Origin of the sequence: Pseudoalteromonas sp. SG43-3 (assembly GCF_014164385.1) — a bacterium.
Classification (GTDB): domain Bacteria; phylum Pseudomonadota; class Gammaproteobacteria; order Enterobacterales; family Alteromonadaceae; genus Pseudoalteromonas; species Pseudoalteromonas distincta.
Genome location: NZ_JACJFC010000018.1, coordinates 72,387 through 94,819, shown reverse-complemented (window position 1 = coordinate 94,819; position 22,433 = coordinate 72,387). Strand labels below are relative to the sequence as shown.

The 22,433-nt window shown below is 39.6% G+C and carries 20 protein-coding genes and 4 tRNA genes; 9 read left to right on the top strand and 15 right to left on the bottom strand.

What is annotated here, in order from left to right; genetic code table 11:
• The 8 genes from H5157_RS15965 to murB all read right to left on the bottom strand — a co-directional run.
• Window positions 1–125, bottom strand: a 125-nt coding sequence (locus H5157_RS15965) for a GTP-binding protein (protein ID WP_033023824.1), incomplete at its 3' end; no start/stop codon positions are given.
• A 129-nt stretch (window positions 126–254) separates the two neighbouring features.
• Window positions 255–330: transfer RNA gene (locus H5157_RS15960), tRNA-Thr, on the bottom strand.
• A gap of 11 nt (window positions 331–341) precedes the next feature.
• Window positions 342–416: transfer RNA gene (locus tag H5157_RS15955), tRNA-Gly, on the bottom strand.
• A gap of 44 nt (window positions 417–460) precedes the next feature.
• Window positions 461–545: transfer RNA gene (locus tag H5157_RS15950), tRNA-Tyr, on the bottom strand.
• A 40-nt stretch (window positions 546–585) separates the two neighbouring features.
• Window positions 586–661: transfer RNA gene (locus H5157_RS15945), tRNA-Thr, on the bottom strand.
• 126 nt (window positions 662–787) lie between these two features.
• Entirely contained in the window at window positions 788–1,498 is a 711-nt protein-coding gene (locus tag H5157_RS15940) for a type III pantothenate kinase (protein ID WP_182725060.1), read from the bottom strand.
• The gene (gene birA / locus H5157_RS15935) at window positions 1,495–2,487 is read right to left on the bottom strand and encodes a bifunctional biotin--[acetyl-CoA-carboxylase] ligase/biotin operon repressor BirA (protein WP_182725059.1); all 993 of its coding nucleotides are present in this window, start codon (window positions 2,485–2,487) and stop codon (window positions 1,495–1,497) included. The genes H5157_RS15940 and birA overlap by 4 nt, the downstream gene beginning before the upstream one ends.
• Window positions 2,487–3,494: a UDP-N-acetylmuramate dehydrogenase gene (gene murB / locus H5157_RS15930; RefSeq protein ID WP_182725058.1), complete on the bottom strand. Its 1,008-nt coding sequence runs from the start codon at window positions 3,492–3,494 to the stop codon at window positions 2,487–2,489. The genes birA and murB overlap by 1 nt, the downstream gene beginning before the upstream one ends.
• Window positions 3,495–3,637: 143 nt before the next feature.
• Here murB and H5157_RS15925 point away from each other — a divergent pair, with 143 nt between their 5' ends.
• Entirely contained in the window at window positions 3,638–5,479 is a 1,842-nt protein-coding gene (locus H5157_RS15925; protein WP_182675545.1) for a M1 family metallopeptidase, read from the top strand.
• Window positions 5,480–5,537: 58 nt separating this feature from the next.
• Here H5157_RS15925 and H5157_RS15920 read toward each other — a convergent pair whose 3' ends face one another.
• Entirely contained in the window at window positions 5,538–6,137 is a 600-nt protein-coding gene (locus tag H5157_RS15920; RefSeq protein ID WP_182693370.1) for a DUF2057 domain-containing protein, read from the bottom strand.
• 92 nt (window positions 6,138–6,229) lie between these two features.
• Here H5157_RS15920 and H5157_RS15915 point away from each other — a divergent pair, with 92 nt between their 5' ends.
• From H5157_RS15915 to H5157_RS15905, 3 genes are all read left to right on the top strand, one after another.
• Window positions 6,230–6,598: a histidine triad nucleotide-binding protein gene (locus H5157_RS15915; protein ID WP_004334923.1), complete on the top strand. Its 369-nt coding sequence runs from the start codon at window positions 6,230–6,232 to the stop codon at window positions 6,596–6,598.
• A gap of 219 nt (window positions 6,599–6,817) precedes the next feature.
• Window positions 6,818–7,474, top strand: coding sequence for a response regulator transcription factor (locus H5157_RS15910; protein ID WP_004334929.1), 657 nt, complete (start codon window positions 6,818–6,820; stop codon window positions 7,472–7,474).
• A gap of 166 nt (window positions 7,475–7,640) precedes the next feature.
• Window positions 7,641–9,797 carry a response regulator gene (locus H5157_RS15905; RefSeq protein WP_182725057.1) on the top strand — a complete coding sequence of 719 codons (2,157 nt, stop codon included), beginning with the start codon at window positions 7,641–7,643 and terminating at the stop codon, window positions 9,795–9,797.
• Between the two features lie 29 nt (window positions 9,798–9,826).
• Here H5157_RS15905 and H5157_RS15900 read toward each other — a convergent pair whose 3' ends face one another.
• The 3 genes from H5157_RS15900 to H5157_RS15890 all read right to left on the bottom strand — a co-directional run bounded on the left by H5157_RS15900 (window position 9,827) and on the right by H5157_RS15890 (window position 13,221).
• On the bottom strand, window positions 9,827–11,242 hold the full coding sequence (locus tag H5157_RS15900) for a mannose-1-phosphate guanylyltransferase/mannose-6-phosphate isomerase (RefSeq protein WP_182725056.1): 1,416 nt from the start codon (window positions 11,240–11,242) through the stop codon (window positions 9,827–9,829).
• Between the two features lie 75 nt (window positions 11,243–11,317).
• The gene (locus tag H5157_RS15895; RefSeq protein WP_182725055.1) at window positions 11,318–12,091 is read right to left on the bottom strand and encodes an amidohydrolase; all 774 of its coding nucleotides are present in this window, start codon (window positions 12,089–12,091) and stop codon (window positions 11,318–11,320) included.
• Complete coding sequence (locus tag H5157_RS15890) at window positions 12,079–13,221, bottom strand: methionine aminotransferase (RefSeq protein WP_182672410.1); 1,143 nt, start codon at window positions 13,219–13,221, stop codon at window positions 12,079–12,081. Before H5157_RS15890 ends, H5157_RS15895 begins: the two co-directional genes overlap by 13 nt.
• A gap of 108 nt (window positions 13,222–13,329) precedes the next feature.
• Between H5157_RS15890 and H5157_RS15885 the strand changes: the two genes are divergently transcribed.
• The 3 genes from H5157_RS15885 to H5157_RS15875 are packed head-to-tail and all read left to right on the top strand — an operon-like array spanning window position 13,330 to window position 15,181.
• Entirely contained in the window at window positions 13,330–13,959 is a 630-nt protein-coding gene (locus H5157_RS15885; protein ID WP_004334937.1) for a methylthioribulose 1-phosphate dehydratase, read from the top strand.
• Window positions 13,956–14,642, top strand: coding sequence for an acireductone synthase (mtnC, locus tag H5157_RS15880; protein WP_182725054.1), 687 nt, complete (start codon window positions 13,956–13,958; stop codon window positions 14,640–14,642). The genes H5157_RS15885 and mtnC overlap by 4 nt, the downstream gene beginning before the upstream one ends.
• Window positions 14,639–15,181: an acireductone dioxygenase gene (locus H5157_RS15875; protein ID WP_182725053.1), complete on the top strand. Its 543-nt coding sequence runs from the start codon at window positions 14,639–14,641 to the stop codon at window positions 15,179–15,181. Before mtnC ends, H5157_RS15875 begins: the two co-directional genes overlap by 4 nt.
• A gap of 62 nt (window positions 15,182–15,243) precedes the next feature.
• On the opposite strand, the gene mtnA is transcribed toward H5157_RS15875, so the two are convergent.
• Window positions 15,244–16,269, bottom strand: coding sequence for an S-methyl-5-thioribose-1-phosphate isomerase (mtnA, locus tag H5157_RS15870; protein ID WP_182725052.1), 1,026 nt, complete (start codon window positions 16,267–16,269; stop codon window positions 15,244–15,246).
• Between the two features lie 129 nt (window positions 16,270–16,398).
• Between mtnA and mtnK the strand changes: the two genes are divergently transcribed.
• Window positions 16,399–17,616, top strand: a complete 1,218-nt coding sequence (mtnK, locus tag H5157_RS15865) for an S-methyl-5-thioribose kinase (protein ID WP_182682781.1) — start codon at window positions 16,399–16,401, stop codon at window positions 17,614–17,616.
• A 46-nt stretch (window positions 17,617–17,662) separates the two neighbouring features.
• Here mtnK and H5157_RS15860 read toward each other — a convergent pair whose 3' ends face one another.
• Window positions 17,663–19,144: an FMN-binding glutamate synthase family protein gene (locus H5157_RS15860; RefSeq protein WP_138489912.1), complete on the bottom strand. Its 1,482-nt coding sequence runs from the start codon at window positions 19,142–19,144 to the stop codon at window positions 17,663–17,665.
• 175 nt (window positions 19,145–19,319) lie between these two features.
• Window positions 19,320–21,098: a DUF885 family protein gene (locus H5157_RS15855; protein WP_182725051.1), complete on the bottom strand. Its 1,779-nt coding sequence runs from the start codon at window positions 21,096–21,098 to the stop codon at window positions 19,320–19,322.
• Between the two features lie 334 nt (window positions 21,099–21,432).
• On the opposite strand from H5157_RS15855, the gene H5157_RS15850 reads away from it, so the two are divergent.
• Window positions 21,433–22,419, top strand: coding sequence for a GGDEF domain-containing protein (locus H5157_RS15850; protein ID WP_004334947.1), 987 nt, complete (start codon window positions 21,433–21,435; stop codon window positions 22,417–22,419).
• Window positions 22,420–22,433 lie beyond the last annotated feature (14 nt).

Genomic DNA, 22,433 nt, shown 5'->3' with positions numbered 1-22,433 from the left:
CCGCCGTATACTTTTGCAAGTACGTTAGTGATTGCTGCAGTTAGTGTAGTTTTACCGTGGTCAACGTGGCCGATTGTACCAACGTTTACGTGCGGTTTTACGCGTTCAAACTTTTCTTTTGCCATGACGGAACCTATCAGTTTTGTGTATCTAAATTACATATGAAAATAATCCACCAAAGGTAGATTAAGTTAATCTTTTTCAAATAGTATTTTCTGACAGATAAAGGAAGTAATCAAGGAGATTCTTAGGACTGGTGCTGATAGGCAGAGTCGAACTGCCGACCTCACCCTTACCAAGGGTGCGCTCTACCAACTGAGCTATATCAGCAACACAAGAACTGGAGCGGGCAGCGGGAATCGAACCCGCATCATCAGCTTGGAAGGCTGAGGTAATAGCCATTATACGATGCCCGCATAAAAATCTGTTCTTAAACTACCTCTAACCGTCAAGAATAAAGTGGTGGAGGGAGCTGGATTCGAACCAGCGAAGGCTGAGCCGTCAGATTTACAGTCTGATCCCTTTGGCCGCTCGGGAACCCCTCCACGATAATTCTCTACTAATTCACTTCCGGTAAAAGGAAAGTGGTGCCGACTAACCGAGTCGAACGGTTGACCTACTGATTACAAGTCAGTTGCTCTACCAGCTGAGCTAAGTCGGCACTGCTTTAGTACGGGGCGAGATATTAGAGTAAGGTTTATTGGGATGCAACTATAAAATTAAAAAAAGTGTAAATTTTTAGTTTAAATGCTCAATATTCACGCGAAAACACGTTTTTTGCACTTTTTTATGTTGTTTTGCTTAGCTGGTGCCAGTAATTTAACCCCTTCATTACGAGTAATGAATCAAAAATACTTCCCTCAAATTGCTGTTGTAAAAGCAAGCCATAGCCACCAGCAAAAATTATTTGTACTTTTTGCTCTGTTTTTTTATCCATTAAGTGCAACTTAGCTTGCTCAATTGCTCCAATGGTTGCCACTAAAGCACCATTTTTTAAACCATTAGGCGTATTTTTACCCAGTTCATTGGTAAATGGAGTTTTACCATCATCAAAAACACGTTGAGTATTTTGTGTAAGTGATGAGGTCATTAAATCAAGCCCAGGTAAAATCCAGCCACCTAAATGCAACCCTTCACTACTAAGCACATCAATTGTTGTCGCAGTACCCGCATCAACAACAATGCATGCTGTGTTTGGATATAACGTAAATCCAGCAATAAGTGCAAGCCACCTGTCTATGCCTAAGTTAGCTACATGCTCGTAAGCGCATACAAGATCTCCAAGCGTTTTGGTTACTTTGGCTTCAAAACAAATAATATTATTGCTAGCCGCTTGTGCGAGAATATCGTTTAGTAAATCACTGCGCCCTACACATGCATAAATCACTTCGGTTATTTGTAACCAAGGCAGGTTATTTATATCTGCCGGTTGTGTTTGCTCGTTATGCCACAACACAGCTTTTAATGATGTATTTCCTACGTCGATCAATAATCTCATAATTGCGCCTTTCTAAGGGAGACTTCCCCACCGTAATAACTTTTTACTTCCCCGTCTTGGCGAATTCGTATTCCACCTTGTGCGTCAATACCTTCACATATTCCACGCCAGCTTCGGTGCCCTGTGTTTAGTTCAACATATTCACCAGCAAACGCATTGAGCGAATTCCATTGCTCATACATAGCTTGCAAACCCGTTTGACGATACTGCGCTAAACGCTGCTCTAAATGGTGAGTAAGAGAAGCCACAAGTTGGTTTTTATCGAGCTTTTGAGTATGTTGATTTAAGTCGGTCCACGCTTGGTCTATATGTTGGCTAAAGCTCTCAGGCATTTGTAAATTAATACCGATACCAATCACTAACTGACAAGGTCCTTGCGGTTGTCCATCTAATTCAACCAATACACCTGCAAGTTTTTGCTTATTTATATAAATATCGTTAGGCCACTTAAGTTCTACCTCAACTTGGTATAACGCTTTAATAGCATCATAAACAGCTAGGCCTACCGCAATTGATACGCCCATTGCAGCTTGTAAGCCGTCATCTAAACGCCAAAAGTAACTGTAATACAGATTAGCGCCAAATGGGGATTGCCAAACACGGCCGCGTCTACCACGTCCTGCTTGCTGCATTTCAGCAACAATAACAGTGCCAGACTCAAGCGCTGTTTTGGCCTGTATACGGCGCATAAGCTCGCTGTTGGTCGAATCAATAATAGGGTGTACTTCTACATCGGCAGTATTATCACCTAGCGCTTTGTAGTGCTGATCAATTTGCGTTTTATTTAAAAGGCCCACCTGACTATTCAAACAATAGCCTTTGCCAGTCACTTTAAAAATATCCAAGCCCATTTCTTGTAACGTTTTAATATGTTTACTTACCGCAGCTCGGCTAATACATAGCTTTTCACCCAAGGCTTGACCAGATACAAACCCTCCTTGGTTGAGTGCATTTAAAATAGCGAGTTTGTTTCCATCAGGTGCTTTCATTACTTAGGCTCCGCGTTAATATGGCATTCGCTGCGTGCATCCATTAAACGTACTTCGTGCTCTAACATAATGTTGTAACGCGTATAAACAACTTGCTGAATGTGTTTAATCATTTTTATTAGGTCGCTGCCTTCACTATTTCCGTGATTAACAAGTACTAGAGCTTGGTGTTGATGCACTTCTATACCTGCCTCGCGGTGCCCTTTTAAACCACTTTGATCGATTAACCAACCTGCCGCGACCTTGTGATGACTTTGCCCATATTCGTAATGAGGTAAATCGGCAAATTGCTTTAATAGTTCAGCTAACTGCTGGTTGGTTATTATAGGGTTTTTAAAAAAGCTGCCCGCATTGGCAAGTGTATATGGGTTAGGTAATTTGCTATCACGCGTTTTTATAACCTGATCGAATACAGCTTGCGGGGTGATGCTTGAGAGCTGCTGCAAAGGGCCATAACTTAATGCTGGTTGCCATTTTTTTGGGAGCGCTAAGTGTACTTGCGTGATCACCGCTTTATTTTTAAGGGCATGTTTAAATATTGAATCTCTGTAAGCAAATTCACATTGCTCGTTATTTAATGAATGCATAGTGTTAGTGGTTATATCAAAGTACTCTACCAACTCAACAAATTTAGCTATCTCAACGCCATAAGCACCAATGTTTTGTACCGGCGATGCGCCAACAGTGCCCGGTATAAGTGCTAGATTTTCAAGCCCTGGTATATTTTTCTCTAATAAATAGCTAACTAGTTGATGCCAGTTTTCGCCTGCGGCAATACTTATTAGTGTGTCGCTCTCGCGCTCGGTAATTTTAATACCTTTTAAAGCTATTTTTATAACCGTACCCATGTAGTCATTTAAAAATACGGTATTACTGCCCTCGCCCAGCAAACAAAACGGGGCACTAAAATTTTGCGTTTTAAGTTGCTCAAGCTGAGTAATTTCAACAAAATTTTGGCATTGGCTGTTTAATGCGAATGTATGTAAGGAGTGTAATGAATGCGCCACAAAGCTCTCTAAAAATACCGGTAACTAATCGCAATAGTTTACCTCATCGTCGCAAATGTGGCACTAGATTGTAAAAACCACTCAACCCGCCGTGTCAATCGTGATATAAAACCAGCACTTTTTTATTTGTGTTCAGAGTAATGATGAAAATTAAACCTCTTTTTTTAAGCCTCGCTATGGCGGGTATGTGTTCGCAAGCAATGGCTAATGCGATTGACCAAAACTCGTATGCTAACCTTGATGATGTTGTTACTACTCACTTAAACCTTGATTTAGATGTCGATTTTGCCGACAAGCAGTTAGAAGGTTTTGTAGAGCATACTCTTCAGTGGAACAACAGCAAAAGTAGAACTCTCGTACTTGATACCCGCGACTTAGACATTGATAAAGTAATGTACAAAGATCAAAGCGGTAACTGGAAAAAAGCGACTTTTGATTTAGCTAAGCGAGATGACGTTAAAGGTTCAAAGCTTACTATTGTGTTTAAAAACCAAGCTGAAGTAGTTCGTATTTATTACAACAGTCGTCCAGAAGCTTCAGGCCTGCAATGGTTAACACCAGAGCAAACGGCAAGTAAAACGCATCCATTTATGTACAGCCAGTCGCAAGCAATTCATGCACGTAGTTGGATCCCAGTGCAAGATACACCCGCAATGCGTGTAACTTACTCTGCACGAATTCATACACCAAAAGATATACGTGCTGTAATGAGTGCCGATAACAAAGATGCGCTTTATAAAGATGGCGACTACATTTTTGATATGCCACAAGCAATTTCACCTTACCTAATTGCTATTGGCGCAGGTAACTTAGAATTTAAAGCAATGTCGCATCAAACAGGCATATTTGCTGAACCGACAATTTTAGATGCCTCAGTTGCTGAATTTGACGACACCCAAGCCATGATCGATAAAACAAACGCGATGTACGGCGAATATGCATGGGGTCGCTACGACTTATTAATGCTACCACCAAGTTTTCCGTTTGGTGGCATGGAAAACCCACGCTTATCATTTATTACTCCAACGGTTGTTGCCGGTGATAAAAGCTTAGTTAACCTTATTGCTCATGAGCTTGCTCATTCTTGGTCAGGTAACTTAGTAACTAACGCAACGTGGGAAGATTTATGGTTAAACGAAGGTTTTACCTCGTACGTTGAAAACCGCATTATGGAAGAAGTATTTGGCCGTGACCGTGCGGTTATGGAACAAGCACTTGATTCAGCGTCTTTACGCGCACAACTTAAAACAATTGATGCACCAGATACACGCCTTAATTTAAAACTTAACGGCCGCGACCCAGACGATGCATTCAGTTCAGTGCCTTACACTAAAGGTCAATTATTTTTAATTTACCTAGAAAACAAATATGGTCGCGATAAGTTTGACCCGTTTGTAAAAGCGTACTTTAAAGAGTTTTCGTTTAAATCACTTACTACCGCGCAATTTGTTACTTACTTAAAAGCTAACTTAATTGAAAAGTATCCTGGTGTTGTAAGCATGGATAAAGTAAACGAATGGATTTTTGAACCTGGATTACCAAATGATGCGCCAAACCCTACTTCTGATGCATTTGATAAAGTAGATACTGCAACAGCAGCATGGCTAAAAGGCGACACAACTGCAGCTCAACTGCCAACAGCTGATTGGTCTGTGCATGAGTGGCTACACTTTTTAAATAACTTACCACGTGATTTAAGCCAAGAGCACATGGTAGAGCTTGACTCAGAATTTAACCTAACACAGTCAACTAATGCTGAACGTGCATTTGCTTGGTTTATGCTAGCAGTAGGAAATGGTTATCAACCAATTTACCCTGCACTTGATAAGCACTTATCAGGTATTGGCCGTCGTAAATTAATTGTCCCATTATATAAATCCCTTATCACTAACGGCAAAAAAGAGTGGGCACAAAGCGTGTACTTAAAAGCACGCCCTGGGTATCACCCTCTTGCACAAGGTACTATTGACGCATTATTTGAATAAATAGCGTTAACTAGAAACTAAAAAGGGCCAAATTTGGCCCTTTTGTTTTGCTATTTTTCTACTTTGTCACTTTTTCTAAAAAAGCTTTACGCTCTGCAGTTGTGGCTTGTTGCCACCAAAAATCAAGCATTTGCGGCGCACTTGGCATGCCTTTATCTGTAATGGGTGCTATCGGCTTTATTGGCTGACTAGGACGAGAAGGTCCTGCAGGCATTGTATTTTGCATTACCGGTTTATTGCTTGCTAGCTGCGTGTTAGAAATAACACTTAAAGGCTTAGCAACAGCGCTACTTTTTGCTTTTAAACTAACTTGTGGTGCTTCTGCAAATACTTTTGCAGATACTGCATTTTCAGCACGATTAAACACTAAGGTATAATCTTTACCTGCTTCAACAGTTACACTTACCCAAAATGGTTCCGACTCCACAACTTCATGCGTGTCATAATCATCTTCATATAAATCGGTATATTTTAGCCTAAGCTGGTAAGTTCCTGGCGCAAGCTCTACATCATCAATACGGCTAAACAAAGAGCTTTCTAGCATTTTATCGCCCACTTGTAGTGGTACAATTTCTTCTGGAAAGTGAATGTTTTCAGCATTAGCCGAAAAACTAAGTAGTAATGCAACTGCACTACTTATTAAAATTGGTTTAAGCATATTAACTCCTTTATTTGATTTCAGTTTGACACTGCTTTGAAAGTTTGTCATTAGTGAGCTTAAAATTCATAACACTTAATTAGGAACACACTATGAGCCAAGAGACTATTTTTACCAAAATAATTAATCGTGAAATTCCGGCCGACATTGTCTACGAAGATGAAGACACCCTCGCATTTAAAGATATAAATCCACAAGCGCCATTTCATGTGTTAATTATCCCCAAAAAAGCAATTGCTACTATAAATGATATAAATCCTGAAAACTCACATTTAGTAGGCAATTTATACGTTGTTGCGGCAAAATTAGCTAAGCAGCACAATTTTGCTGAGGACGGATACCGCGTGGTCATGAACTGTAACGAACATGGTGGACAAACCGTTTATCACATACATTTACATATGCTTGGCGGTAAAGAAATGGGATGGCCACCTTACCAAAATGTAAAAAAAGTAAATTAATTAAAAATTTTTATCTAACTATTCTGCTCAACCAATTAGTTACAAATGTTATGATTTTTCATGGTTATAAAGAATAAACAGTTACTTATTTGCAACATTTTATGTTTAAATAATCGTAAAATCGTATTTGTTATTGAGTGCTTCAGCGACTTTCTAATACAAAAGGTGCGGAAGTCGTGATAAACTTAAACAGTCAGCTTTATAAAAGAGTATAAAAACATGAGCAGTTCAGCCTTTTTGTTATTAGATCAAGAGCCAATTAACACTATTGGTATTAACGTTTTAGAACCTTTGTTAAAAACGCAAGGCCTTGACGTAACCACGGGTACTAATATTTTAGATATACCTGAAGGGACTCGACTTTTGTTTATCGAAACATCTAGCAAGGATGCATGGGGAAAACTAAAAGAACAACTAGTAAACCTACGTATTAAATGCGATATCATATTATTTAATCTAGACGAGAACCCTGAGCTTGCTAATCGTGCATTGTTGAGCGGTATTCGTGGCGTATTTTACACAACAGATAACGCCGATGTATTAATGAAAGGTATTCGTTTACTACTTGAAGATCAGCTTTGGTACCGTCGCGATATTATGTGTAATGCATTAAATCGTATGCTGCAATTTAATAAAGATGCGCTGCATAAACTAACCGAAGGGGATATTGAGCCTGTTAAACTTACTAAGCGAGAAAAAGCAATAATCTCACTAATGAGTAAAGGTTCGAAGAATAAAGAAATCGCTGAAGATTTAAGTATCAGTCCACACACAGTTAAAACACATTTATATAGCGCATTTAGAAAAACTAAATGTCGTAACCGTATTGAGCTCCTATCTTGGGCACAACAAAATATCCCTGATGAAATTCGTTAATCATATATTTAGTTTAAAATTAAAAACAGACACTTAGGTGTCTGTTTTTGTATGTGTTACACACTTATTTAATACCAATTTGATTGCCTAAGTAATCTGTTTTGATAATTGGTATAAGTGTATACTTTTGATAATCTTAGTTTAAAACTACTTTGCTGGAATATTAATGCTCGACTCTTTCACTCTTTATTTTGCCAGCATCGCCATCATGGTTGTAATGACCTTACTTAACTTTTTAACATGGCGAACAAACAAACAAATATCGGGCACGCTGCTATGCATTTTCTATCCCATATTGCTATTAGGCTCTGTTATTGGTTTTACGCTTGTTGGTGATACACATAATTTAGTGATTATTAGCGCTGCTAGTAGCATGATGTTTGCCGCATCAATAGTGCATTGTTTATCGCTCAGTCAGTTTTTAAATTATCACGGTATTGGTTTTAAATTACTTTGCTCAGTAACTGCTTTTTGCACTGTAATGCTTGGCTATTACACCTTTTTTGACCCATCTTTACACGAAAGAGTGATTGCATCCGATATACAGCACATAGCAGAAGCCGGCTTTTTACTCTTTATATTTATTAAGTACGCGCGCAAACCCTACCCTAATGGCAGCATTGTATACATAACCATTTTAACGCTTGTTGCTTTGAGCTTTATTGGCCGCTCGTTATTTATGGATAACATTGAACAAAAAAATCTTTTAGTAAACGGCTGGTTTAGCTCTTTATTATTTTTAAATGGGGTAATTGCGCCCATGTTTTATGCTTCAGGTATGGCGTTATTATGTAATGAGCGCAGAGAACAGCACCTCAATAAACTCGCCGATAAAGCACAAAAAGATTTAGAAATACGCGGGCTCTTTTTATCAACAATAAGCCACGAAATTCGCACCCCACTAAACGGTATTTTAGGCAGCGCCCAACTTGTTATGAACCAAACAAGTGATACCCGCAATAAAGCCTATTGCGAGGCAATTATAAATTCTGCCGAATCACTTAATTTATTGGTAGATAAGGTCCTTGATTACGCGAGCCTAGATCAGAGTGACGAAGCGCTTTACGAAGAAGATGTAGAATTTAAAACATGGCTTAATAATTTATGTTTATTACTAAGCCCAATGGCCGAGCAAAAGCAGCTAAAATTTGAGCTTATCTATAATATTCCTGAGCAAGCCTGTTATTACTGCGACCAACAAAAACTTAGACAAATAATTATTAATTTAGTCGGTAACGCTATTAAATTTACAGATCACGGAACCGTTAAAATTCAGGTTGATTTAGTATTAGAAAAACAACTTGAGCACACGATAAAAATTAGTGTCAAAGATTCAGGACCAGGTATAGAAAATGACGAGATAGCCTACTTAACAGAACCTTATGTACAAAGTAGCGCAGGAAAAGAAAAAGGCGGAACCGGCCTTGGTTTAGCTATTACTAGCCGCCTGCTTGAAAAGCTCAGTAGCCGACTCGAAATAGCCAGCCAGCTTGGTACTGGTAGTGTATTTAGCTTTACCGTTACTTTTACTTTAGGTGAATTAAGCCTTGTAGAGCAGCGCCATCAAACTAAAGATTACTTAACAGGTCTTGATGTATTACTGGTTGAAGATTTAGATTTAAATCAAAAAATTGCTATAGAATTTATGGCCGACGATGAACACAAAATTAAGCTCGCAAAAGATGGGAAAAGTGCCATAGAGCTCATGCAAGCTCACCACTTCGATGTTGTTTTGCTTGATATGAACCTACCTGATCTAACAGGCCAAGAAGTACTTAAACGTCTAAAACGCATTGATCATAAAAATCAACGAACGCCAGTACTCGCATTTACTGCAAGCCTTAGCCCTGACGAAGTAAAAGAGTATTTAGAATTAGGAATAAAAGACATTGTAGGCAAGCCTATTAAGCATGAAAAGCTTCGCCAAGCACTTAGTGACTCTCAATCTAATCAAACTGCGAGCATTGCAGTAGAGCTTATTGATACCTTGTATGACAAAACAGCGGCCGAAACACTCACCAGCTCATTTAGTGAAGATGAAGTGTCTTCAATTTATAATGAATTTGTGCTTTCAGCCCGCAACAAGCTAATTCGCTGTCAAAAGCTTATTGACCAACAACCAGAGCAATGCATTAAGCTTTTACATCGCCAAGCAAGTACCGCTCTGCAATTAGGGTTTAACCGCTACGGCATTGAGCTTAAAAAAATAGAGCGCCGTTTACTCGATAAAAAGCCACATAACGACATGCTTGATGAAGCGTTAGATCTGTGGCAACGCAGCTTAGAGCAATATTTAAAGTTTGTGCGTGGGCAGTTAGAGTAATAGTGAACTAGCTTTAAAAAAGCTAATGATTAACCCCTTCCATATTTATCATCAAATCGCTCTATATCGCTTTCATCAAGTACAGTACCGGTTTGCACTTCAATAACAATTAACGGCTCTTTTTGATTATTAGCCAAACTATGAATTTGCTTAGCCGCGATATAACACGATTGGTCATGCGTTAGCGTATACGCTTGCTCATTAATACACACATCTGCAATACCCGAAACCACAACCCAATGTTCAGCACGATGCTGATGGCGCTGCGTCGAAAGCTTAGCACCGCTGTTAACAGTAATTTTTTTAACTTTAAAGCCAGTGCCTTCAACCAAAGTACGGTAATTCCCCCATGGGCGAAAAACCACTTGATGATGGTTAAGTTTATCAGCCTGTGTTGTAGCAATTTGCTTAAGCAACAAAGGCAGAGAATCTAGCTCATTTTGGTTTGCAATTAACGTGGCATCATGAGTATGAATAATTGCTAAATTGCTAACTCCAAGCGTAGCAATAGTGTGTTCAGCCTCGTTAATAACTAAGTTATTAGTGCTTTTTTGAGCCATATAATTAGCATTTAAGCTATTACCGTTTTCATCTTTTTTTGTAAGCGCATCAAGGGATGAAAAACTACCTACATCACTCCATTTTAAATCAACAGGCATAACAACTACGTTATTACTGCGCTCTAAAATGGCGTAATCAATTGAATCGCTTGGGCAGTGTTCAAGCGCACTGTTGCTTGGGCGGGTAAACTCTAAATCTTTAGTAAATTGCGCCGCTGCAGCGACACTCGTTGCTATTTTTGGCGCAAACCGTTCGAGCTCTTTTAAATAGGCTGCAGGGGTAAATAAAAACATGCCGCTATTCCAGCTATAACCACCTTGAGCTAAATAGCGGTTCGCTGTATCTACGTCAGGCTTTTCTTTAAATTGTGCAACATCGTAACAACCCGTTCCAACAATAGCCGCGCCTTGTTTTATATAACCATAGCCAGTATGAGGCTCTGTAGGAGTAATCGAAAACGTCACTAGCTTTCCTTGCTCAGCAAGTTTTACAACTTCAGGGAGCTTAGCCGTTAATACATCAAAGTTTTCAATATGATGATCGGCAGGCATCACTAATAGCGGGCCGGTAATCCCATTTTGCAGTGCATAGTGGGCGGCTAATGCGATGGCAGGAGCGGTATTTTTACCTTTGGGTTCGAGTAATAATGCACTAGGAATTGAGCTTTCAGCCTGCTCGGCGGCAATAAATCGGTGCTGCTCGTTACACACTAAAATAGTATTATCAAACAACTCATTAGAAACACGCGCCAATGTACTTTGCAGTAATGACGTGTTTTCACTAAGTAGTGGTAAAAATTGTTTAGGCATTGCTTGGCGAGAGAGCGGCCACAAGCGAGAGCCTATGCCACCTGCTAAAATTACAGGAGTGATTAAAGTGTTCATAATGTACATTAGCCGCCAACAAAAATATCAGCGACTATTTTAACACTTTATTGGCTCTGCGCTAAATTAACGTGTTTATATTAATGTAAAAGAGTCTGCATCTAAATAGGCAGGAAACGCTGCTTTAAACTCATCCAGTGGCGCTTTTTCAAGCGTGATAGTAACTAGTTGCTCAGTGTTATCTTGCGCTTTAGTTAACGCATCACCTTTGAAGTCGTATACTGCCGTACCGCCATTGTGCGCCACACTATTACCGTCGTCACCCACACGATTAACACCTACTACATAACACAGGTTTTCCATTGCACGCGCCATAAGTAACGTATCCCAAATATGGCGGCGTACAGCCGGCCAATTTGCTACGTTTATCATTACATCGTAGTCGTTATTATTACGTTGAAATACCGGAAAGCGCAGGTCATAGCATACTTGCGGTAATAGTTTAAAACCATTGATTTCAAAAACTTTGCGCGCTTGCCCTGCTACAACATAATCGCCCTCGCTTCCTAAGCGAAATAAATGGCGCTTATCGTAATAACTCACCTCACCATCGGGTTTTACCCAATAAAATCGATTCGCTTTTTTATCGCCTTGTGCAACAAGTACCGAACCGGAAATAACCGCATTATGTTTATGAGCCTGCGCCTTTAACCACGTCAGTACTTTACCGTTTTCAGGCTCTGCACAATCTAAATTAATGGCAAAGCCAGTCGAGAATGTTTCGGGCAGTAAAATAAGATCGGGCTGATGCGTAATTGCTTCAAGCTGCTTATTAAACATGGCTAAATTAGCATCTTTATCAAGCCAATAAAGCGAGCTTTGCAATGCTGTAATGGTTAAAGTTGACATAATATTTGCGCAGCCTCTATGAGAGTGTTGTCGTTTTTAGCAAAGCATAAACGAATTACTTTGTCGGTTGGTGGATTTTGATAAAAAACACTTAACGGAATAGCCGCAACACCGGCTTGCTCAACTAACCAATGGCAAAATTCAACATCGTTTAAATCCGATACATCGCTGTAATCTAACAATAAAAAGTAAGTTCCTTGGCTAGGTAAAATTTTAAAACGGCTGTTACTTAAATGACTCGCTAATAAGTCGCGTTTTTGCTGATAAAACCCGCTTAGCTCATCTATATGCTCACCTTGCTGCTCGAGCATATCGGCAAGCGCATGCTGTGCGGGGGTAAAACTTGAAAACGTAACGTACTGATGAATTTTTCTAAATTCGACAGCTAAATCGGCAGGTGCAATACAGTACCCCATTTTCCAGCCCGTGCTGTGAAACGTTTTACCAAAACTCGATACAACAAAGCTTTTGGCAAATAATTCATCATCGCGTAATACGCTTAAATGCGGTTGTTCATCAAACGTAATGTGCTCATATACCTCATCGCTTATTACATACAAATTGTGAGTACCAACTAACTCTTTAAGCGCTTTTATATCTTGTGGCTGTAATATTTTACCGCTTGGGTTATGAGGCGTATTAATAATAATTGCACGGGTATTTTTAGTAATAGCTTGGCTTACTACTTGCCAATCAATAGTGTAATTTGGCGCACTTAAAGCAATGTGTACCGACTTTCCACCAGCGAGTTCAATTGCCGGTTGGTAAGAGTCATATGCAGGGTCAAATACAATCACTTCATCATTTGGGCGTACAATTGTTTGAATAGCCACAAACAATGCCTCTGTTGCACCCGAGGTAACAGTCACTTGATCAGCTGCGTTTATATCAGCTGCATATTTGCGCTTTGCTAAATCAGCAATTTGTTGCTGTAATCGTGGTACACCACTTGAAGGTGAATATTGATTAACGCCCTGCTGCACATAATAATTTAACTGCGTTTTTAAAAGATCAGGAGCATCAAACTCAGGAAAGCCTTGAGAGAGATTAATTGCCGAAAACTCATTAGCCAACCCACTCATTTGGCTAAATATACTAACGCCTAAATTTGGTAATTTACTTTCAAACACGTGATGCCCTTAATGATGGTTTTGCGCTTAAAGCGATGCTATCATTGCTTAAAACAGAAGTATAGCCGTCTAAAAACAATTAACTTTACGCTCATTAGTGAGGAATGTATGCAAAACAATACCGCTATTTCACAACTTATTGAAGCCGGAAAATGGGTTAGCCAAAAAGGCTGGGTACCCGCAACAGGCGGAAACTTTTCAGCTCGTACTAGCACTGGCTTTGTTGTTACAGCAAGTGGGCACGATAAAGGCTCACTGACGCAAGAGCATTTTTTGCAATTAGATCACCAAGGCGAGCGCCTAGCAGGAGCTGTAAAACCATCGGCAGAAACACAATTACACCTAAGTTTGTATCAGCTAATACCTGATGCGCAGTGTGTTTTGCATACTCACTCTGTAGCCGCTACCGTACTGTCGCAAATTACCCAAGGGCATCAGCTTGATTTAACAGGCTATGAAATGCAAAAAGCACTGAGCGGCTTTACTTCGCATTTAGAAACGCTGAGCATTCCTATTTTCGATAACGATCAAGATATTGATCGATTAAGCCTACTGGTCAGTGACCATCATTTACACACGCCTATAGAGCACGGCGTACTGATACGTGGTCATGGTTTATATGCGGTAGGACGTAATATTGATGAAGTTCGTCGCCACCTAGAAGCCTTAGAGTTTTTATTTAGCTGCGAACTAGAGCGCCTAAAAATAATAGGTATTCAAGCGGGAGTAACTAAATGATTAAAGCCATTTTAACCGACATCGAAGGCACAATAACCCGTATCTCGTTTGTTAAAGAGGTGTTGTTTCCTTACGCAGCAAAACAGTTACCTACCTTTGTACGTGCCAATGCTAATAAGCCAGATGTAGCTGAGCAAATTAGTGCCGTAAAAGCCCTTATCGAAAAGCCAAACGCCGATATTGAAGAAGTTATTAGTACTTTACTTACCTGGATTGATGAAGATAAAAAAATCACTCCACTTAAGCAGTTACAAGGCTTGATTTGGCAAACAGGGTATGAACACGGTGATTTTAAAGGTCATTTATACCCAGATGCATTTGATTTTTTACAAGCTCAGTACAACAACGATATAGCTTTATATGTGTATTCGTCAGGGTCAGTAAAAGCGCAGCAGCTACTTTTTAAATACAGTGATTATGGTGACATTCGCAGCTTGTTTACTGACTTTTTTGACACCAAAGTTGGCGCAAAACAAGAGCAAATGGCCTATAACACCATTGTTGAGCTGTTACCGTTTAAAGCAGCAGAAATACTCTTTTTAAGTGATGTAGCCAGTGAGCTTGATGCCGCGCAAGCTGCGGGCTTAAAAACACTACATTTAATTCGTGATGGGCAAGCAAGCACTAAAGCACACCCTTATATTAATGACTTTAGCCAATTTAAATTGGAGCAATTAGTATGAGCCAATTAACAATATATGCTGACAACGATGCAAGCAAAGCACTTGTAAGCACATCAAATGCTGATGATATTACAAAGCAACTAGCTAAAGTAAACGTACGTTTTGAACAGTGGCAAGCAAATGCAGATATTAATGAGCACACCACCCACGAGCAAATTATTAGTGCGTACAAAAACGATATAGATCGGTTAAAAACCGAAAATGGCTATCAAACAGTAGACGTTATATCTCTAGCTAAAGGTAATCTTGGCGCATCAGAGCTGCGCAAAAAGTTTTTATTTGAACATACTCATAGTGAAGACGAAGTACGTTTTTTTGTAAAAGGCCAAGGGCTATTTTGCCTGCATTTAGGCAATAAGGTTTACCAGGTACTTTGCCAACAAGGCGATTTAATTTCAGTGCCTGAACTTACCCCGCATTGGTTTGATATGGGAAGCGACCCTGAGTTTACTGCCATTCGCTTATTTAACAATACAGAAGGCTGGGTGGCAAAAAGCACTGCCTCGTCTATTGCAGAGCAATTTCCGCTATTATCGTAAGTTAGCCATTCAAAACCTTGGTCCACACTGATAAACATAACGTGGACCAAAACATCGCGAAGCTACTTAAGCTTTATGAGATCGCCATTTTCAACCTGACTTTGGTTATACACACCTGTATCTAACACCCATCCTGTGACCAGTTTTGCCGGCGTTATATCAAATGCAGGGTTATATACATTAGCATTGATGGGCGCCCATAAAGCCTCGCCAAAGCTACCGCTAACTCCGCGCACTTCTTGAGGATTACGTTGCTCTATTTCTATATCATTACCACAAGCGGTGTTGGTATCAAGCGTGGTAATAGGCGCAACGACATAAAATGGAATGTTATGAAAATACGCAAGTACGGCTAAATTATAGGTGCCCACTTTATTAGCAAAATCACCATTGGCAGCAATACGATCAGCCCCTACTACTATTTTATCCACCTTACCTGCAGCCATTAAACTTGCCGCCATATTATCGCAAATTAATGTGTACGGAATTTTCCAGCGCTCAAGCTCAAAGGCAGTTAAGCGACCGCCTTGTAATAATGGTCGTGTTTCATCAACCCACACATGTACGTTGCCATATTTTTGCTGCGCTTTGTAAATAACACCTAGTGCAGTACCAATACCAGCGGTTGCAAGCGCCCCTGTATTACAATGAGTTAATATGTTGTCGCCACTATTTATAAGCTCGGCACCACGATTTGCCATTCGTTCACACAGCTCAATATCTTCAATAAACAACCGCTCAGCAGTACTAACAATACCGGCAACATAATCGCTTTGCGTTAAAGCTTTTCGCAATGCCGCCATACAATGCATTAAATTAACCGCCGTTGGACGAGTGGCTTCTAGTTCATTGATTGCTTTTTCAAGCTCACTTTTCACTAACCCTTGCTCAGCTAAATACGCCACTAACAAGCTCGCGCCTAAGCCAATTAGTGGGGCTCCACGCACTTTTAAGTTAATGATCAGCTCTTTCATGGTTTCTACATCATGGCACTGATGCCATACCTGCTGGTGAGGTAGTAAATATTGGTCGAGCACACTAAGCGACCCGTTTTCATATTTTAAACTGCTTGCGATTAAGTTTTGCATAATGCTTAAGGTATTAAAAATGCGTAACGTTATTTTACACCACTTTGAATAACTCTCAAGTTAGACTTGTAGACATCTAAACATTTAAAAGTATAGAATGCTTAAAAGCTGATTTTTGAGATTTAAACCATGACTAACTATGTTGCTTTTAATGCACAGCGCGCTATCGATTACGTATCGACATTAATTGAATCTAAACAATGTAATTTTTTTGATTCCGGACAAACCTTATCGGCATATGAGTTTGGTGATGGCAATCTTAATTTAGTATTTAGAATTACTGATGAGCAAAACAATAGTGTTATTTTAAAGCAAGCTCTGCCTTACGCGCGTTGCGTGGGTGAGTCGTGGCCATTAACGCTTGATAGAGCCCGTATAGAAGCACAAGTTTTACTTAACCATGGTGCTATTTGCCCTACTTATACTGCTAATGTTTTACATTATAGTGAAATGCAAGCGCTGACTATTTTAGAAGATTTAGGTAATTTACAAATATTGCGTACTGCACAAAATAATGCAGAGCAATTCCCTAAATTAGCGCAGCACGTAGCGACCTACTTAAGCCACACCGGCTTTTATAATTCAGATTTTTACTTAACCGCGCAAACTAAAAAAGCACTCGTTAGCCAATTTACTAATCCTGAGCTTTGCCAAATCACTGAAGACTTATTTTTTAGCGATCCGTACATTGAGCACGAACGCAATAACTACCCAAAGCAACTACAAAACGAAGTTGACGCAATACAAAAAAACAACGCATTGAAGTTAGAAATAGCAAAACTAAAAGCTAATTTTTTATCTAACCCGCAAACATTACTTCATGGTGATATGCACAGCGGTAGCATTTTTGTTGATTGCAATAATACAAAGATGATTGACCCAGAGTTTGGCTTTTTTGGGCCTATTGGGTTCGATATTGGCTCTTTTATTGGTAATTTGCTATTGAATTACTGCGCACAAGCAGGGCATATTGATGACTTTGTAGCACGTCGTAATTACCAAACACATTTACTTAGCTGTATCGTAGACACCTATAGTTTATTTGAGCAGCAATGGCTTGAATTAATACGCACTAAAACAACAGATGAATCACTAGCGCCAGTAGGCTATGCGCAATACTTTATGAAAAACGTATTGCAAGATGCTGTTGGTTACTGTGGTGCTGAGTTAATTAGGCGTACTATTGGGCTTGCGCACGTAAGCGATATAGATAGTATTAGTGATGACAATGCGCGCCTTACAGTGCAAAAACAAACATTAGCACTAGGCGAGCAACTTATTTTAAATGCACAAACATGCAACAACAAAGAAGCATTCTTTAGTTTATTAATAAGCCAATTAAACTAACAAGCATTAAAAAAGGCGCTATAAGCGCCTTCTAGTTAGTTAAAACTTACTTGTAGTTTTCATAAATTTTATCAAGCGGCTCTGAAAGCCCACTTTCTTGCACTATACGTACATGCTTACGAGCCAACTCTCGTGCACTTGTTACACCGCATGAGTGAGCAATTAAACCGGCTCCGTAATGAATGTATTTATTATAGTTAGCTACTCGTTGCGCTTTATCAGCTACATTTAAGCCGCGTTGCAAACGCTCGTTATGCGTAGTGATCCCGGTTGGACAGGTATCTTTATTACATTGCATTGCCTGAATACAGCCCAGTGCAAACATATGACCACGAGCCGATACAACAAAATCAGCACCAAGCGCTAATGCCCATGCAACCTTTGAAGGAACGATTAATTTACCCGATGCAATAATTTTCACGCGATCTCGAAGCCCGTGCTTTTCAAGCATATTAACTACAAGCGGCAAGCTTTCGCGAAGAGGTAAACCCACCGAATCCATAAGCGGCTGCGGTGCAGCCCCCGTACCACCATCAGCACTATCAATTGTTATAAAATCGGGTGCCGACTCAATGCCACGATGATTTATTTCTGCAAATAACGTTTCTAACCAGGTGTAATCACCAATAACGGCTTTAAAGCCTGTTGGTTTTCCTGTGGCATTACGTACAGTGGCAATCATATCGAGAATGTCGGCTGGGTTTTTGATTTCAGGGTGTCCATTTGGGCTAATCGAATCTTGCCCTTCTGGAATACCCCTAATTTTAGCTATTTCGGCGTTAACTTTGCGCCCTGGTAACATACCGCCTTTACCTGGTTTTGCACCTTGGCTCATTTTTAGCTCGAACATTTTGACTTGTTCGTGAGCTGCTATTTCTTTAAGTTTTTCGGTGCTTAAGTTTCCATGCTCGTCTCGGGCACCATATTTAGCTGTACCAATTTGAAATACCAAATCGGCGCCACCTTCAAGGTGGTAAGGGCTTAAGCCCCCTTCACCTGTGTTCATCCAGCAACCCGCTAATTTAGCACCTTTTGATAAAGCGCGCACAGCAGGCTTTGAAAGCGCACCAAAGCTCATGCCCGACACATTAAATAACGAATTAGTGGTGTAAGGTGTTTTACAATACGGACCTAAAGTAACATTACTCGGGTCGAGTGCTTCTTCATCTAAAGTAGGAAAAGCACAGTTCATAAACATAACCGTACCCGTCACTTCTAAGCTTTGTGTTGAACCAAATGCAGCGGTGCGATCGACATCTTTTGCTGCGCGGTAAACCCAACTGCGCTCAGCGCGGTTAAATGGCATTTCTTCTCGATCGAGAGCAAAAAAGTATTGTCTGAAAAATTCACCTTGGCGTTCAAAAAAATATCGAAAGCGGCCAATTACTGGGTAGTTACGCCTAATAGCATGTTTTGTTTGTGTTATATCGCGAAAGTAAAAAATAATAACAGTAAGCACAATTAACCCAAGTGCGATAATAAAAATACTCGCAAATACGTCAATACTAAACATAATGAAATTGCTCATCTAAGGCCCCTTGATGGCTATATTTTTAGATAATACCTATTGCGTAGTATGTGAATATTTTGACGATTGGAGTCGCTAAAATAAACTACATTACTAGGTCTGTGGTATAAAAAAGGTGTTGCGGTCAAAATGACACAACACCTTTGTTTGTTCAAGGTTTATAAGCCCTACAAAGCTAATTTTGCAGCTTAGTTAACTCATTTTTTATATATAAACGTACCTGTGTTTCTAATACTGACAAGGGCACTGAACCATGGCGAAGAACCTGATGGTGAAATTCGCGAATATCAAAATTTGGTCCAAGCGCTTGCTCTGCTTCAACACGTAAACGTTTAATAGTTAACTCACCAATTTTGTATGACAGTGCCTGAGCTGGCCAAGATATATAACGGTCAGTTTCTGTTTTAACATTATGCAGCGAAAGCGCGGTGTTCTCGCTCATAAAGTTCATAGCTCGCTCGCGGCTCCAGCCATACATGTGCATCCCTGTATCAACAACCAAACGTGCTGCTCGCCACATTTCATAAGTTAAGCGACCAAAACGGCTATATGGGTCTTGATAAAAGCCTGCCTCTAAACCTAAATATTCAGAGTAAAGCCCCCAACCTTCGCCAAATGCCGAAAGGTAAGCATCACGACGATAGCTCGGCAAATTTTCAAGCTCTGCATTAAGTGATATTTGTAAATGATGACCTGGCACTGCTTCGTGCAACGTTAATGCTTCTAAAACATACAGAGGGCGCTTATCTAAAGCGTAAGTATTTACCCAGTAGTATCCAGCTTCATCATCTCGATTAGAGCCAGAATACCGACCTGTTGTGTATTTAGGGGCAATACTTGCGGGTACCGGTGCCACGCCATAAGGTTTACGCGGTAAGGTATGAAATAACTTAGGCAGCTGTGCATCCATTTTTTTAGCAATGTAAGATGCTTCTTTTAAAAGTTGCTCAGGTGTTGTTGCGTAAAACTGTGGGTCGGTACGTAAAAAGTGAATAAACTCAGCAAATGAGCCTTTAAAACCAACTTCTTTTATTACAGCTTCCATTTCACCTCGAATGCGAGCAACTTCTTTTAAGCCTAGCTCGTGGATCTCTTTTGGTGTCATGTCGGTAGTAGTGTAATGCTTAGCACGGTTTTTATAAAAAGCTTTGCCATTAGGGGTTTCTGAAATACCAATACTTGTGCGGGCGCCCGGTTGGTATTGCTCAGTAAAAAACGTTAAGTAGCTTTTATATGCTGGTATTACTTTATTTTTTAAAACAACTTTAGCTCGCTGTTGAAGTGCATAAAAGTCACTCTCACTTAAACTGGCAGTGTTAGCTAAAAACGGTTTATAAAATTCTGATTGAGTTACATCATCAACAATATAAGTACTTATGGAGTCTTCGTATCCTTCTAACACTGCTTTTGGTTGGGTGAGACCTGTTTCGAGCCCTTTTTTCATCCAATATATATTTTGCCCAAAAAAGCGGGGGATTTGTGCTAAACGTGCAAGGTATGTCTCTAAATCTTGCTCTTTTTTATATTGAGAACTGTTAACGATGTACGACAGACCGGAGTGAAAACCATACTCAGATGTAAGCGGCATGTAATGCGCATTAAACACATATTCGTCAACGCTATTTTGCACCTGAGCACGAATAATACTTAAGTTAATTTGATTTTCGTCACTAAGCTTAGTTGCATCTACGGCATCTAAGTCTGCTAATAATTGAGTATTACTTTTGTACTGCTTTGCTAAAAATTCTGGCGATAAATTGGCAAGTAAATAGCCATCAACCCCTTTTGAACTGCTATAAGGATTTATACTTTCTCCATATTGAACAATAGATTGTGCTACTTGAGTAAACTGCTCATCCGCATTGGGTGTGGTTATTTGACATGCACTTAACGAACATAAAGCAGTTATGCCAAGAAGCGTTTGGCGAAGCGTTTTTGGTAAAAAAAGATTCATTATTATTTAACTTGATGATGCAATAGATTGCATAAAACTATCGTAGGCTAAAGAAATAGCAAGTAAATGAGACAAACTAGCATATTGAAATAATGCTACATACGTTAACAGAAGTAAAAACCAGCCGAATTGATGAGAAAAACAGCGATTGGGCTGCTAAAGTAAAATTTAAGTTCCCTAACTATCGTTTTTGCTTTTAAATAGCGCGGATAATGATTACTGTATAAAAAAATAATAAAAAGCTCGGACGCATAACCGCCTCATGGAATGAGAAATTTTAAAATTTGCACTTATGCGTACTTAGTTGGTATTTAAAATGATGTTCCATGATTCCATGGCTATTGCACAAGAGAAGATGACTAAAGTGTGTGTGTTTTTAGAGCGCTATGCACTTTCTCCTACGCCGCTCAATTATCAAGTTGTTTATACCTATACTAGCCAAACTAACCTTGAGCTGAACAAAGCCTTAGACCGCGCTATTGCGGTTGAAGATAATATAGACAGTGTTTTAATTGAACAGCTCCATGCTGAATTTTTAAATACCGGTCACACAGAGCAAGTCAACATGATTCAAAATGTTGATGGTGTTATAAGTTCACTTTCTCAAAACTCTCAAGCTACTGAAAAACAGATAATTCGCTTTGCGGGTCAGGTGAGCGAATGTGTACATTCACTAGATGAGAACAACATAGAACAAAGCCGTCAAGCGCTTGAAGTACTTCATAATCAAACCGCCGAATTACTAAATCAACACAAGCAATTTAAGCAAGAACTAAGTAAAGCCAAACAACTACATGAAAAAACAAAAAAGCAGCTAAATCAACTTCGTAAACAACATATTATTGATAGCCAAACAGGGCTTTATAAACGCCATTATTTAACGCAACAAACTCAAGTATGGACTAATCAAAAAAAGTCTATTTGCGCCATTGCGATTCAAATAGATAACCTTGATCACTTTACTGAAAATTACGGTGATATAATTGGTGAAGTTATTTTGAATAAAGTAGCTAAACAAGTGCAAAAATATGTTTTTCAAAGTGGCTTGCCTGGCCGCACAGCTAAAGATCAATTTACTGTTTTACTCGCCGATATAGACCCAGAAACAGCCAATGTTATAGCTGAAAAAGTCCGAAATGGAGTCGAAAAGCTTCGCTTTGTTAGTTCAAAAACAGGGATTAAGTTACCTAGTATTGGCTTATCTCTAGGAATTGCTCAACATCTACAAGAAGATGATTTTAACCAGTTAGCTAAAAAAGCGTCTCATGCGGCTTTTAAAGCGCGGTCATTAGGGCAAAGTAGCTACACTGCAGGGCAATAAATTACCTGATAAAT

Excerpts from the sequence above, each read along its gene's own strand:
- H5157_RS15875 (WP_182725053.1), top strand. The coding sequence starts at position 14,639 with ATGAGCCAATTAACAATATATGCTGACAACGATGCAAGCAAAGCACTT.
- H5157_RS15905 (WP_182725057.1), top strand. The coding sequence starts at position 7,641 with ATGCTCGACTCTTTCACTCTTTATTTTGCCAGCATCGCCATCATGGTT.
- H5157_RS15910 (WP_004334929.1), top strand. The coding sequence starts at position 6,818 with ATGAGCAGTTCAGCCTTTTTGTTATTAGATCAAGAGCCAATTAACACT.
- H5157_RS15920 (WP_182693370.1), bottom strand. The coding sequence starts at position 6,137 with ATGCTTAAACCAATTTTAATAAGTAGTGCAGTTGCATTACTACTTAGT.
- H5157_RS15895 (WP_182725055.1), bottom strand. The coding sequence starts at position 12,091 with ATGTCAACTTTAACCATTACAGCATTGCAAAGCTCGCTTTATTGGCTT.
- mtnA (WP_182725052.1), bottom strand. The coding sequence starts at position 16,269 with ATGCAAAACTTAATCGCAAGCAGTTTAAAATATGAAAACGGGTCGCTT.
- H5157_RS15915 (WP_004334923.1), top strand. The coding sequence starts at position 6,230 with ATGAGCCAAGAGACTATTTTTACCAAAATAATTAATCGTGAAATTCCG.
- H5157_RS15940 (WP_182725060.1), bottom strand. The coding sequence starts at position 1,498 with ATGAGATTATTGATCGACGTAGGAAATACATCATTAAAAGCTGTGTTG.
- H5157_RS15900 (WP_182725056.1), bottom strand. The coding sequence starts at position 11,242 with ATGAACACTTTAATCACTCCTGTAATTTTAGCAGGTGGCATAGGCTCT.
- H5157_RS15885 (WP_004334937.1), top strand. The coding sequence starts at position 13,330 with ATGCAAAACAATACCGCTATTTCACAACTTATTGAAGCCGGAAAATGG.
- birA (WP_182725059.1), bottom strand. The coding sequence starts at position 2,487 with ATGAAAGCACCTGATGGAAACAAACTCGCTATTTTAAATGCACTCAAC.
- mtnC (WP_182725054.1), top strand. The coding sequence starts at position 13,956 with ATGATTAAAGCCATTTTAACCGACATCGAAGGCACAATAACCCGTATC.
- H5157_RS15855 (WP_182725051.1), bottom strand. The coding sequence starts at position 21,098 with ATGAATCTTTTTTTACCAAAAACGCTTCGCCAAACGCTTCTTGGCATA.
- H5157_RS15850 (WP_004334947.1), top strand. The coding sequence starts at position 21,433 with ATGGCTATTGCACAAGAGAAGATGACTAAAGTGTGTGTGTTTTTAGAG.
- H5157_RS15925 (WP_182675545.1), top strand. The coding sequence starts at position 3,638 with ATGAAAATTAAACCTCTTTTTTTAAGCCTCGCTATGGCGGGTATGTGT.
- mtnK (WP_182682781.1), top strand. The coding sequence starts at position 16,399 with ATGACTAACTATGTTGCTTTTAATGCACAGCGCGCTATCGATTACGTA.
- H5157_RS15860 (WP_138489912.1), bottom strand. The coding sequence starts at position 19,144 with ATGAGCAATTTCATTATGTTTAGTATTGACGTATTTGCGAGTATTTTT.